This is a genomic window from Acidobacteriota bacterium, assembly GCA_009691245.1.
GTDB lineage: Bacteria > Acidobacteriota > Terriglobia > 2-12-FULL-54-10 > 2-12-FULL-54-10 > SHUM01.
This window is the reverse complement of the sequence record SHUM01000076.1, coordinates 1-13,117: the sequence shown is the minus strand read 5'-3', so window position 1 is coordinate 13,117 and position 13,117 is coordinate 1. Positions and strand designations below refer to the sequence as shown.

At 59.6% G+C, this 13,117-nt stretch carries 10 protein-coding genes; 3 read left to right on the top strand and 7 right to left on the bottom strand.

The window, feature by feature from the left end; all coding sequences use genetic code 11:
• The 3 genes from EXQ56_13830 to EXQ56_13820 form a co-directional block, all read right to left on the bottom strand.
• The coding region (locus tag EXQ56_13830; GenBank protein MSO21505.1) for a hypothetical protein at positions 1-724 on the bottom strand (724 nt) is incomplete at its 3' end.
• 441 nt (positions 725-1,165) lie between these two features.
• Positions 1,166-2,020 carry a serine/threonine protein kinase gene (locus EXQ56_13825; protein MSO21504.1) on the bottom strand — a complete coding sequence of 285 codons (855 nt, stop codon included), beginning with the start codon at positions 2,018-2,020 and terminating at the stop codon, positions 1,166-1,168.
• Entirely contained in the window at positions 2,005-2,550 is a 546-nt protein-coding gene (locus EXQ56_13820) for a hypothetical protein (protein ID MSO21503.1), read from the bottom strand. The genes EXQ56_13825 and EXQ56_13820 overlap by 16 nt, the downstream gene beginning before the upstream one ends.
• A gap of 414 nt (positions 2,551-2,964) precedes the next feature.
• Here EXQ56_13820 and EXQ56_13815 point away from each other — a divergent pair, with 414 nt between their 5' ends.
• The gene (locus tag EXQ56_13815) at positions 2,965-4,170 is read left to right on the top strand and encodes a trypsin-like serine protease (protein ID MSO21502.1); all 1,206 of its coding nucleotides are present in this window, start codon (positions 2,965-2,967) and stop codon (positions 4,168-4,170) included.
• Positions 4,171-4,221: 51 nt separating this feature from the next.
• On the top strand, positions 4,222-4,965 hold the full coding sequence (locus tag EXQ56_13810; protein MSO21501.1) for a hypothetical protein: 744 nt from the start codon (positions 4,222-4,224) through the stop codon (positions 4,963-4,965).
• A gap of 117 nt (positions 4,966-5,082) precedes the next feature.
• Here the strand turns inward: EXQ56_13810 and EXQ56_13805 are convergent, their stop codons facing one another.
• The 4 genes from EXQ56_13805 to EXQ56_13790 form a co-directional block, all read right to left on the bottom strand.
• Entirely contained in the window at positions 5,083-6,171 is a 1,089-nt protein-coding gene (locus EXQ56_13805) for an RluA family pseudouridine synthase (protein MSO21500.1), read from the bottom strand.
• Between the two features lie 156 nt (positions 6,172-6,327).
• Entirely contained in the window at positions 6,328-7,125 is a 798-nt protein-coding gene (locus tag EXQ56_13800; protein ID MSO21499.1) for a prolipoprotein diacylglyceryl transferase, read from the bottom strand.
• 12 nt (positions 7,126-7,137) lie between these two features.
• A complete protein-coding gene (gene lspA / locus EXQ56_13795) occupies positions 7,138-7,671 on the bottom strand; it encodes a signal peptidase II (GenBank protein MSO21498.1) in 534 nt (177 codons plus the stop codon).
• Positions 7,672-7,797: 126 nt separating this feature from the next.
• Positions 7,798-10,662, bottom strand: a complete 2,865-nt coding sequence (locus EXQ56_13790; GenBank protein ID MSO21497.1) for an isoleucine--tRNA ligase — start codon at positions 10,660-10,662, stop codon at positions 7,798-7,800.
• A gap of 564 nt (positions 10,663-11,226) precedes the next feature.
• Here EXQ56_13790 and EXQ56_13785 point away from each other — a divergent pair.
• Positions 11,227-12,972, top strand: coding sequence for a HEAT repeat domain-containing protein (locus tag EXQ56_13785; GenBank protein MSO21496.1), 1,746 nt, complete (start codon positions 11,227-11,229; stop codon positions 12,970-12,972).
• Positions 12,973-13,117: the final 145 nt, after the last annotated feature.

Below are 13,117 nucleotides of genomic sequence, written 5' to 3'. Positions count from 1 at the left end.
CTTCTTCATCCATTTCGCACGCGTTCAGCACCTTCAACACCACGCTGCGACCAATCTGGAGATCGAATGCCTTATAAACAACGCCCATCGGACCGCGCCCGAGTTCCTGTAGCAACTCATAGCGCCCGATGACCTGTATGCGCGCTGCGGAATCAAAACCAATCGAGCCCAGACGAAAATCTGTCGTCTGATTGCTATCCGCTTCCTGTCCTTGCGTGGCTGTGGATACCAGGCGCGCATACTCTTCCATTTGCTCGAATGGACGGTCTTCTGTCTTCGCGGCGTGCTTCGGGGGAACCACGCGCAACCGTCCGGGCTTAAATAGATTCTCGATTTTGCGCCCTTGCAGACGATCCGACAGCGCAGTCAGACGATCCGACACCGACGGACGCAGCGCCCATGCGGCAATCGCAAAGACCACGGGAACCGCTTGGATGGTGTCCGCGGGCACGTTCTGAAACCCGGCGATCCACAGCCAGGCTGGAGCCAGAAATGGGTTCGTAAGGAAACGGGAAATCTCGCCCACGTCCGTGGCATCCAATCGCGCCGAGCCAGCCACCCCCAACCCAAAGCGAATCAGGAATGCGATGCCCAGGATGTGAACGAGCACATTGAACGTAGTGGTGAGCGGAATGATAATGTAGCGCGCCAGCGCACGGCCTGTATAGTGCATCCACTGCTCACGCGTGATCCCGAATATTGAGGTTTTATCGTACTCCGCCATTTTCAGTAATGCCCCCGCTCCATTCCAGAAAAATTCCCGCCAGCTACACGTGCGCGTCGCCTATAAAATGCATGATAACAATTCGAACATGCTGGCATGGATCGGCTTGCGAGGATTGCAGCTTGCGTACCACGCGGGGTACCTCTCGTTGAAACTCTTTTCGGGCCGCTCGGGACGGGAATGACTCTGGCACGCTCGACCAGCTATTCAAACCATCCACAAAGCCGCTTCCATCGTGGTCGCGGGAGACACGGCTTACGTGCTGGCGGACACCTGGCGCGAGACGGGAACTCCCCCGATTTGGATCAGGTGAATGTGACGCTTCCGCGCATTTTGGCTGGCCGCGTCATCGTGGATATGGTGACGATGGTGGATGGACTGTTGGCAACCACGGTGACCAGCAATGTTCGCTGAGAATCCTGCATACCCAACATCCGAGCGCTAGGGGCAGGAGGATGTGCGACCGTCGCGCAGAGCAACGAGATCCGCGACCAACTCAGCGGCGCTAGCATAGCGGTCTTTCGGATTTTTGGCCAGGCAGCGCAGGAGAATTTCGTCCAGTTGCTCGGGCAGCGCGAAATTGATCTGGCGCGCGGGCTTCGGCACGGTGTGCACGACCTGAAAGGTTACCGCCGTGAAGCTATCGCCCTGGAACGGCTTCTCTCCGGTGAACATAAAGTACAGCACCACACCAAAGGAAAAGATATCGCTGCGCGCATCAATGGCGCCGTTGGTAATCTGCTCGGGCGAGACGAACGACGGCGTCCCCAGCGCGCCTCCGCCGATGGTGCCTTTCATGTCGATCAGCTTGGCGATGCCGAAGTCGGCAATCTTGGCCTGGACTTTATTTCTTTCACCCGCCGCGCTGCCGTCCTTGGTGATCATGATATTGGCGGGTTTGATGTCACGATGCACCACGCCCTTGCGGTGCGCATAATCCAGCGCCTCGGCTACCTGAATGGCGATGCGCAGGCGATCGTCAAATGAGAGCGTACCGGCCCGCGCCGCCGATCCGGCGGCCAGCAGATCGGCCAGCGTGGCGCCCTCGACATACTCCATCACCAAGGCGGGATTGCCTGAGGCGTCTTCGACCACATCGTAGACCGTGACAATTCCCGGATGCGACATCTTGCCAGCCGCCTGTGCCTCACGCGCAAAGCGCTCCTTCTGCGGACCGATCTGATCCGGCTGTAGGTCGCGCGTCTGAATCACTTTGATAGCCACGGTGCGGCCAATCTGCGGATCGCGCGCCTTATAGACGCGTCCCATCGAGCCGCGGCCTATTTCTTCCAGCATTTCGTAACGGCCAATATGGCTCGTCGCGTGTTGCGCGCCCCCCCCAACACGGACAGCGGGCCGTTCGTACCCAGTGCGCTAATTCCCGGCGCTGCGGGCGCGGCCATCTTTCCCCTGGAACCCGTTTCCCCCGCCTCCGGCGCTGCGCTCTCGATCGAGATCGGCTTCAGACGCTGACCGCGCGTAGAGGGTGGCGCGATGACCTCACCCACCTCCACGCGATAGCGATAATCCTTCAGCGTGTCGACCACGATCACGCGGAAGCCCCAGACCACCGCCGCCATCCCTAGCGGCAACAGCTTCGAACCCCAGGCGCCGCCCGGCCAGCGTACGCCAATCCACGAGCCGGCCAGCGCGATCAGCGGATCGACAAATTGTTTCAGCAAGACGACCAGAGGGATGGATCGAATCTGGGGATCGGTGATGAACAGCAAGGCGAAGCTGCCCACCAGCAGGATCAGCGCCAGCAGCATCGCGATCTCCAGCAGCCATTGGAGGGGCCGCAAAATCAGTTTTGAAAGTAATTTCAAACGCAATTCTCCGCTTGGAGGGAGCACCAATTTGATCTTAGCACGCCCCTACAATCAGTCATCCCATTCGACTGCGCCAGCACGGCTCGTGGTCAATCAATATTGTTCACGGACTGCAATTAGCATTTTGACAATGGCGGGCCGTCCTCCAGTCGGCCCGTTCCAGTGAATGTCACTCGAACCGGTGGTGGGTCAGTTTGAATAAGTTGTCGATGGGGCTTAAGCGGGGCAGGCATTCCTGCCTCCCTCAGGGGGACAAGGCAGGAGACCTGTCCCTACCTTGGAGCGCAAGCGGAGACACTACCCTCGAACCGCCTCAATTGAATTCGTGGTCCGAGCCGCCTATACTGCTGCTTGGAATCGGTTTTTCGCGAATTTGGCTATTGAGCCCCGGCTCTTTGGGTCCCCTCTATTGTGTCTATGAAAAACTCCGGCATCTGGATCAAGCTCTCGCTGGCCGCCGCGCTCGGGATCGTCGTGGGCTGGTGGATATGGTTGCGCCCACAGCAGGGCAACGGCGGACAGGTGGTCTCCACATTCCCCGTCATTCCCAGCACCATTGCCAGCGCGCAGGGTACTGGCGCGGATGATCCAGCCAATGCCGGTGCGCCTGTTGATGCCTCGGGCGCAGCCGGCGACGAGCAAAATAACGTGGATGTCTATCGCGCCGTCAGCCCCGCCGTGGTGAACATCACTTCGACCACTGTGCAATACGACTTCTTCATGCAAGCCATCCCGCAAGAGGGCTCCGGCTCCGGATTTCTGATCGACGACAAGGGCCACATCGTAACCAACTATCACGTCATAAGCGGAGCGCGCTCCCTGGAAGTAACTTTATCGGACCAGTCACGCTACCCCGCCAGGGTGGTGGGCCGCGACCCGCAGACGGATCTGGCCGTAATCAAGATCGAAGCCAAGAAACCGCTGACGTTCGTCCGCATGGCCGGACCCGAGCAGCGGCTGCACGTGGGACAAAAAGTTCTGGCCATCGGCAATCCCTTCGGCTTGGACGGCACGCTTACCACCGGCATCATCAGCTCGCTCAATCGCACCATCCGCGACGGGCAGAGCCGCGTGCTCGATGACGTCATCCAAACCGACGCCGCCATCAACCCCGGCAACTCCGGCGGCCCGCTGCTGAATTCGCGTGGCGAAGTGATCGGAATCAACACCGCCATCTACGGTCAAGCCAATATCGGGATCGGCTTTGCTCTCCCCATCAACGCCGCGCGCGGCACCATCGCCGAACTGGTAACGGATGGCCGCGTGCGCCGTGCCTGGCTGGGGGTGGTGGGTCAGGAGATCAGTCCACCTCTGGCCCAGGCGCTGAAACTGCCCACCGGCAAGGGCCTGCTGGTCGCGCAGGTTCCCCGCAACAGCCCCGCCGCCAGCGCTGGCATCCTGCCCGGCACCGAGTTGGGTTATTGGGGGAATCAGCAGGTGGTCATGGGCGGCGACTTGATCGTAGCCATTGACGGCACGCCCATCAACACTCCCAGCGATCTGACCCGCTTGCTGGCGCGCAAGCGCCCCGGCGACACCATCAAAATCACGCTGTACCGCGCTGACAGCCGCATGACCATCGACGTCGCGCTGCGCGAGCGGCCCGACGGAGCATGAGCAAGCATCTGCATAATTTTCATCCTACTCACTGAAAGTTTCACACCATCTATGAATGACAATTCACTTCCGCTCGCCGGTTCACTCAACAGTTCACCGGACTCACTTTATACAACAGAAGCCACGGAGCGACTGGCCCGTCAATGGACCAAGAACATGTGGAACGGCCTGTTGTGGAAACAAGTGACATGGCTTGGTGTTCCTGTACAGCAATGGCCCACCGACCTGATCCTGATGCAGCAATTGATCTTTCGTCTGCGTCCGCGAGTCATCCTTGAAGCGGGCGTTTATCTGGGCGGCACAGCGGTTTTCTACTCGTCCATGCTGAACATGATGCAGATCGATGGACGGGTGATCTCAGTGGATATTGAGATCCATCCAGAGGCCCGCGTCCATACCGCCAACTGCGCCTACAGTGACCGCATTACATTGCTGGAAGGTGATTCGAAGTCTCCGGCCACTCACGAGAAAATTCAGCAGTTGGTCGGCGGCGAAACCAATGTGCTGGTCTGCCTCGACTCGGACCACAGCTACGCGCATACACTGGCTGAACTGCACGCCTTCGCCCGTTACGTCCCCGTGGGCGGTTACATGATTATGTTCGATACGGTGTGTGAAATCGTGGCAGACACTCCCACGGGAAATCCCCAATGGGCCACGGATAATCCCCTGCGCGCCGTCCGCGAATTTCTCGCAACGCAGCCGACCGATGGCCCACAGTTCGTGATCGACCACGACTGCGAAAAGTTTCTGGTAACTTTCTGCCCCAGCGGCTTCCTCCGCCGCGTGCGCTAATTGCCTCCGAGCCGCCCCCCGGAAGGGAGCGCTTTGGAGGAGTCGCGTGTGTCTACTGAGAAATCTCTCGCTCCAGGTGAGAAACCTCTCCCGCCCCGTCGTGGCTCTGTTGGCGGATCATTCTTCCGGTGGCGAAGACTTCCGGCGGTGCGGTGGGATTCCCCATTTCGGCTTGTTGAGCGGGGATTCATCCGCCGACAGCAGACGCTTCAGGAAGGCGTCGAGATCGGCGGGCAAGGGCGCGCGGATATCCATTGACACACCGGTGCGCGGATGCTTCAGGCAGATGCGCGCGGCATGCAGGAAATTGCGGGACAGCGTAGCTTCGTATTCATCAATATGCTGATTGGGTGCGCTGCGCTTCGGCCCTTTAGCAAACGTCGCGCCGCTCGACTCCGGCGTGAACAACGTGACTTGCAATTTCCCGGGCGCGCCGTAGAGTGTATCGCCCACCACGGGATGCCCGATGCTGGCCATATGCACGCGGACCTGATGTGTACGCCCGGTAATGATGCGCACCTGCACCAGCGTGAAACCCTTGTAGCGGCGCAGCACCTGCCAGCGGCTCTCGGCCTCGCGCCCGCCATCCGGCCGGGCGATCATGCGCACGCGGCGCACCGGGTCGCGGCGAATCGTCGCTCGAATTACTCCAGCGTCCTCTTTCATTACGCCATGCACCAGCGCCACATAGGTCTTCTCCATGGAGCGTTCGGCAAACTGCGCGGCCAGCCCGCGGTGCGCCGCGTCATTCTTGGCGACCAGCAGCACGCCGGAGGTTTCACGGTCTAGACGGTGTACGATGCCGGGGCGCAGTTCGCCACTCACTTTCGACAGTGACTGGAAGTGACTCAATAGCGCGTTCACCAGTGTGCCGCTCTTCACACCCGCGCCGGAATGCACCACCATGCCGGAGTGCTTGTGGACAGCCACCATGTCGTCGTCTTCGTAGAGTATTTCGAGCGGGATATCCTCAGCAAAGGCGTGCAGAGGCACGGCGGCGGTGTCCCCGACACAAATTGCTTCCCCGCCCCGCAACTTATACCCCGGCTTGGTGTCTTTACCGGCCAGCCCGCCGCTGACGAGAATTTTCCCGTCGGCGAGCAGTTGCTGGATGCGCGAGCGGCTCAACTCGGGGAGTTGCTCGGCAAGATAGAGATCGAGGCGCTTGCCGTGGTCCACCTCGCCGATTTGGAATTGTTGTAGCATGTTGTTATTTAACCTGTCGTCATTCCGAGCGCAGCGAGGAACCTGCTTTGCGCGCCTAAGAAGTAACCCAAAAGCAGGTTCCTCGCTGCGCTCGGAATGACGACATCAAAATACGAACGACTATAAATCATTCACGATAGTTTCGGGCACTATCCCTCACGCCGGGCGCAACGCGCGTCGCCGATACGGGCTTAGCCACAGCAGCCAAGCGCCGAACAAAAACAACATAACGCTGATGCCTTGCGCGTCGGAGACCACGTGCCCGAACAGCCACGCTTCCTCCGAGTGATGCCGCGCCAACTCGACCACAAAGCGCGACGCCGGGCCGAGCAGCAGATACCAGCCCAATATCTCGCCGTGATATTTCTTGTGGCGATGCCGATGCCAGAGAAACGCGAAGATCGCCAGACTGAGCACGGACTCATAAATCTGCGTCGGATGCAGGGCGACGTTGAGCGGAACGCCGACCGTCTCATGGCTGTACGAATTCGTGTAAGTGACTCCCCACTGAGCGTCGGTCTCTTTGCCCCAGCAGCAGCCCGCCGAAAAACAGCCGAGGCGACCCAGCCCCAGCCCCAGCGCCACGCCCGGCATCAGCACATCGCCGGCGCGCAGGAACGACAGGTCATACTTGCGCGTCAGATAGACGGCGGTGAGAATCGAAGCGATCAACCCGCCGTAGAAAATTCCACCCGACTGCAACGTGGACATGGAGAAAATCCGCGCCGGGTTCGCGCCGAAATAATCCCAGTCCTGCGCGATCAAGGCCAGCTTCGACCCGATGATCCCCGCCAGCGCCAGATAGATGCCCAGATTAAAGATGCGGTCGGCGGCCAGCCCCTCCCGCGCCGCCAGCTTCCCCGCCGCGTAGAGGCCCAACATCATTCCGGTAACGACGAGCAGCCCATAAGTGGGCAGCACGTAATCGCCGATGGTGAAAAGTTTGGGATACATATTGTGCCCGAGCTAGTTCAGGCCGGAGTCCGGCGCGCGACGCGCGGAGAAAACGTCCAACAGCACCAGAGCCGCGCCGATGGTGATGGCCGCATCGGCCACGTTAAAAGTGTACCAGTGATAGCGGCCTACGTAGAAATCGAGGAAGTCGGTTACTTCGCCGCGCAGCAGCCGGTCCAGCAGATTGCCCGCCGCGCCGCCCATCACCAGCACCATCGCCAGCCCCATTCGAGTAGCGCCGGGCATGCCGCTCGTTTTCCAGAGCAGCCCGCCGATGAAGACCATGACCACCGAAGCGAGCACGATCAGGCCCAGTTTTGTCCACGGTGAAGAGGAGTCAGAGAGTATGCCGAAAGCGATGCCCCGGTTGGCTGAGCGAATGATGTTCAGCGCGCCGGGGATGATCACGACCGTCGCGTACGCATCGACGCGCGCGATCACCAACATCTTGGACAGTTGGTCAGCGAACAGAACCAGCACGGCGATGAGAAAGCTAGTCGAGCGGGACATGTGGTTACCAGCGCCCATCAATTGATTCGTTGTCATCCCGAGGAGCAATGCGACGAGGGACCTGCTTCATGCATACGAGCAAAGCAAAAGCAGGTCCTTCGCTGCGCTCAGGATGACGACTGTTAGAGTGCGATCAACTACGAGTGGAACGCACTCATTCCCTCAGGGGATCAGGCTGTGGACCACCGGAGCGCAACGTTCGCATAATGTTACAAATTCTTTATCCATACCAACTTGGATGGAATAGTTCCAGCAACGCTCACATTTTTCTCCAGCCGCTTTGTGCACTTTAAGGCCGAGTTCCGTGATGCCTTCAGAGACCGTGTCAGGAGCAGGCGCGGCACCAGCATTCAGCGCCACCTGCGATACGATGAACAGCATCGGCAGCATGGCGCGGTATTGATCGAGCAGCGCCGCCGTGTCACCGCTGGCGGACAACTCGACTTTTGCTTCCAGCGACTGGCCGATGAACTTATCGCGGCGGGCGACTTCCAACTTTTTCAGGACTTCGTCGCGCACCGCGATGAGGCGGTCCCAGTTCTTGAGATTGGTGAGTTGATCGGCGCTCAGTCCCGCGGTGAACTCCTCCGGCGCGGGAAATATTGCGAAGTGAATGCTCTCGCGCTCACCTGCCTTGTCGTTCGTCTTTCCGGCGGCGGACGGCAGATGCCGCCAGACTTCCTCCGCGGTGAAGCACATGATGGGCGCGATCAGGCGCACCAGCGCGTCGGCCATGCGATAGAGAGCGGTCTGCGCGCTGCGCCGCGCCGGGCCGCCGGCGGCGGAGGTGTAGAGCCGGTCCTTGGTGATGTCCAGATAGAATGCACTCATCTCCACGGTGCAGAAATGGTAGACGGCGTGATAGACCTTGTGGAACGCGTACTCCTGATAGTGAGTGCGGCACTGCTCGACAAGCTGCGCGGTGCGCTGCAATGCCCACTGATCGACTTCCAGCATGGAAGATGCTGGCACCTGATCCTTCGCAGGATCGAAATCGTAGAGGTTCGAGAGCAGGTAGCGAAAGGTGTTGCGAATCTTGCGATAGGAATCCGACATCCGCTCCAGCATCTCTTTCGAGATGCGCAAATCTTCCTTGAAGTCCTGCGAGGCCACCCACAGGCGGAGTATCTCCGCGCCGTGCGACTTGATGATGGTCTGCGGCTCAATGACGTTGCCGAGCGACTTGTGCATGGCATGGCCCTGACCGTCGAGCACCCAGCCGTGCGTGGCCACTTCCTTGTAAGGAGCTTTTCCCTTCAGACCCACGGCCACCAGCAGAGACGAGTGGAACCATCCGCGATATTGGTCCCCACCCTCAATATACATGTCGGCGGGCCACGGCAGTTGCGGGTCGTTACCGAGCACAGCCAGGTGACTCGATCCGGAGTCGAACCACACATCGAGAATGTCACGCTCGGTGCGGAACTCACTCGCGCCGCAGTGACTACATTTCGTTCCCACGGGGAGCAACTCGGCCGGCGTCCTGGTATACCAAACGTCGGCGGTCTCGCGGCGGAACAGCTCGACCACGTGTTTCAGGGCGGCGCGCTCGGTGAACTGCTTATTACAGCACTCGCAGAAGAACACGATGATCGGAACGCCCCAAACGCGCTGGCGCGAGATGCACCAGTCGGGCCGCGTGGCCACCATGTTGGAGATACGCTCCATGCCCCATTCGGGCAGCCACTTCACTTGGCGAATCTCGGCGAGTGAGCGGCCGCGCAGGTCGTCGTGATTCAGGTTAATGAACCATTGTTCCGTCGCGCGGAAGATGACCGGCTTGCGGCAGCGCCAGCAATGCGGATAGGAGTGGCTCAGCGATTCGGTGTGCAGCAACGCGCCGCGCGCGCGGAGTATCTCGATCACGATGGGGTTGGCTTCGAAAACTGTCTTGCCGGAATACTCCAGGTCGCCCAACTCGAACCGTCCGCGATTATCCACCGGACACAGCACGGGCAGGTGATACTTTTCGCCGACGATGAAGTCCTCCACGCCGTGCCCCGGCGCGGTGTGGACGATGCCGCTGCCCTGCTCCATGGTGACGTGATCGCCGAGGAGACCGAGCGAGTCGCGATCGAGGAACGGATGGCGGAAGCGCGCGTGCTCAAACTTCTTTCCGGGCAGGACGCCGAGAATTTTGTGATTCGTCCAGCCGAGCTTCGCCGCGACCTGCGCGACCATGGGCTGCGCGATGATCAGCAGAGCGGAGTCTGTTTCGCTAGCGGAGTCGACCACCGAATAATCCGTCTCGGGGTGGAAGGAGAGAGCCAGATTAGCCGGCAGCGTCCAAGGCGTGGTGGTCCAGATCAACGCCGCGACTTTTCTGCTGCCGATTATGGTGGCGAGTTCAGAAGCCAACGCGTCCGTGGCAGCCTCGATCGGAAGAGAAAACTTCACCCAGATGGAGGGCGAGGTGTGGTCGTGATGCTCGACCTCGGCCTCGGCCAGCGCGGTGCGACAACTCATGCACCAGTGCACCGGCTTCAGACCCTTGTAAATGTATCCCTTGTCCAGAAAATCGACGAAAGCGTCGGCGATGACGGCCTCATATTGCGCCGACATGGTGAGGTAGGGATCATCCCAGCGACCGAGCACGCCGAGGCGTTTGAAATCCTTGCGGTGCTGGTCAACGTATTTGCCGGCATATTCGCGACAGGCGCGACGGATGTCGGCGGCAGTCATGCCAGCTTTCTTGGCGCCTAGGTCCTGGTCCACTTTCAACTCGATCGGCAGGCCGTGGCAGTCCCAACCGGGCACGTAGGGCGCGTTGAATCCGGCCATGCTCTTCGACTTCACGATGAAGTCCTTGAGTATCTTGTTGAGCGCCGTGCCGAGGTGAATGTTGCCGTTGGCGTAGGGAGGCCCGTCATGCAACGTGAAGAGCGGCGCGCCGACCCGCTGCTCGCGCAATCGTCCATAGACGTTTTGCGCTTCCCAGCGTTCCAGAATCACCGGCTCCGTCAGCGGGAGATTGGCCTTCATGGGAAAATCAGTCTTGGGTAGATTGACGGTACTCTTCAGGTCCACTGGAACCTGCATGACTCCTCCGGACAACATGTTGAACTGGCTGTCGAACTATTCGTGGTCCCTGCTCGAATCTATTGATTATAGTCGTCGCGCAAAATCCATGTCCAGCCCGAGCAGTGTCTCAGTTTGCGCTTAAGGTAAGGACAGGCCTCCGACCCGTCCGCTGGGGGACGGCTGTAAACCGGCGCTACGGAATGCACGGAACATAAATAGGCAACTGCCCGGCGGTGCATTAGACATCACATTTACTTGTTATCCCCATGCCATTGCGATAGCTTAACTAAAGGATGTTAGCGTGCGAGGACCTCACGAATGATTGAAAAAAACCAGCTCAAAAAAGAGGGGTTGATCTTCGGCCGCGCCCTGCAACGCGCCTACAAGCTGGCATTTCTTTACTCACCGGACCACCCGGCGGCGGAAGAGCCGATTCAGACCTCTTACGCGATGCTGACCGCGATCATGAAGAAATCCCCGCAGTTCACCTTCTGATTTTTTAATCAGCGTATTCTGCTCAACGATCTGCTCACTCCCGACACGACATTGGACTCACTCTCCAACGAATTCATGAAGCGCGGCATCATGGGCATTATGTTTTCACTCGGCCTTACTGTCCGTGACTACCGTCGCGGCCTGGGCATCATTTCAACCAAGCCCGAGATCATTGAAGGCGCCGGCGGCACGACCCTCTACCTGCGCAAGAATCTCATCGAAGGCATGCGGGTGATGGCCGCCGACAAGAGGGATTCGCACAAAGGCGACACCACCCTGGGCATGGATATCGATTCGTTCATGACCGCGCAATCGCTCATGGACCCCAAGGCCATCGCGCATTCGGTGAACTTCGGAATGTTCATGCAGGGCTCGGGACTGAAAGCGCCACAGGGATTTCAGGGCGCGCCGGGCGACATGCTGGCACTGGCGGAGCAAGCGGCCCAAGCGGCATTACTGAATCCGGAGGTGGACCCCAAGGAGACGGTACAAGCGCTGGCGCGGGTTCTCAACGATCTCTCCCCGGACTACCTGCTCTCGTCAATGCCCGCGGAGCGACAGAACGCCTACAAGGGATTACCCGGCATTGAGGTGGCTCACGCCTTAGCCGAAGACGTTGCCCTCCAGTGGGCGAAGCAAAAGTTCGGCACGGCGGAGGGAGCGGAAGGCATTCGCGTTGCGCAGGATGATGTCGTCCAAATACTGGGCCGCGCGTTGCGCACCACGCAGGTGGCGGAACGGCTGCTGCAAAAAATCAATGTTCTGGTGGAACGCAAAGAACTGCCTGTGGAGGTTCATGATCGCATCCGGCAGGAAATGGGGTGGGCAGGACTAACCCCCGATGAGCAGCACGTTCATCTGATGCAACTGGCCGAGTTTGGTGAGCAAGCGTTTCGCCACTTCATCGAATACGTTAAACAGACCGGGAAGGATGGCTTGCTCGAAAAAACAACGGAGGTGGCCGGACATTTTTTTGAGACGCTGCCAGCCGCCAGCGGCCCGGCGCGGGACTCCGTGCTGGCTCATCTGCCGGAGCTGATCCGCGTGCTGACGGGAATGAACACGCTGGACTTCGTCCGCAAAGTGGTTGTGCAGCTTTGCAGTCAGTTAAGCGAGAGCGGTACGCAGAATGACCCGGGGCATGTTCACATCGCCAATGCGCTCACCACCGCGGCGCACTCCATGGGAATGTTTGAAGACTTCGATACCGCCCTGCGCATTGGACTGGAACTGGATCGCAACCGGCAAAAAGACAGCGCGGCCCATCAATCCTGTTGCGCCGTGGGCCTGGAAAACCTGCTGGCGCCGGCCACCGCTCAGAAGCTGATTGATCTGGCGATTCAAAAGACCAGTGATCCCGCCGCCAGCCGCACTATTGCTTCCCTGCTGCGGCTGGTCGAGAACCAGGCGGCGGAAGCAGTCTTCCTGATGCTGGAGGACGAGCGCGTGGCGGCGAACCGCTCCAAGCTGTTGCACATTTCGCAGCAATTGGGCGCTGGATCATTCGAGGCCGCCAGCAAACGCATGAAGGATGAACGCTGGTACGTGGTCCGCAACGCCTGCTATGTGCTGGGCGCGCTCTCCGATCCCGATGTGGTTTCGCATCTCATGCCCGCCTTCTCGCATTCCGATCCACGAGTTCAGGAAGCGGCCGTGTCGGCGCTGGTGAAGGGCAATCTTCCCAATCGCGGCGCGGCTCTGGTCGTGGCGTTGCCGAACCTGTCGCAGCATCTGCAGGAATCGGTCCTCAACGAACTCATCATGTTGAAAGACGCGTCCGCCATCGTCCCCCTCGCCGAGTTTCTGAAAAACGCCTCGTGACCTGCCCGGCGATTTCGATACCAGCCGAAGTGAGAGAGAATCTCATGAAGGAGGTATTTGAATATGCCGATGCAGAGGTACAAACCAGAGCAGATCGTAACGGTGTTGCGGCAGGTTGAAGTGGCGGTGGCCAGCGGGAAGACAA

Excerpts from the sequence above, each read along its gene's own strand:
- EXQ56_13825 (MSO21504.1), bottom strand. The coding sequence starts at position 2,020 with ATGCTGGAAGAAATAGGCCGCGGCTCGATGGGACGCGTCTATAAGGCG.
- EXQ56_13810 (MSO21501.1), top strand. The coding sequence starts at position 4,222 with ATGAATGACAATTCACTTCCGCTCGCCGGTTCACTCAACAGTTCACCG.
- EXQ56_13805 (MSO21500.1), bottom strand. The coding sequence starts at position 6,171 with ATGCTACAACAATTCCAAATCGGCGAGGTGGACCACGGCAAGCGCCTC.
- EXQ56_13800 (MSO21499.1), bottom strand. The coding sequence starts at position 7,125 with ATGTATCCCAAACTTTTCACCATCGGCGATTACGTGCTGCCCACTTAT.
- lspA (MSO21498.1), bottom strand. The coding sequence starts at position 7,671 with ATGACAACGAATCAATTGATGGGCGCTGGTAACCACATGTCCCGCTCG.
- EXQ56_13785 (MSO21496.1), top strand. The coding sequence starts at position 11,227 with ATGAAGCGCGGCATCATGGGCATTATGTTTTCACTCGGCCTTACTGTC.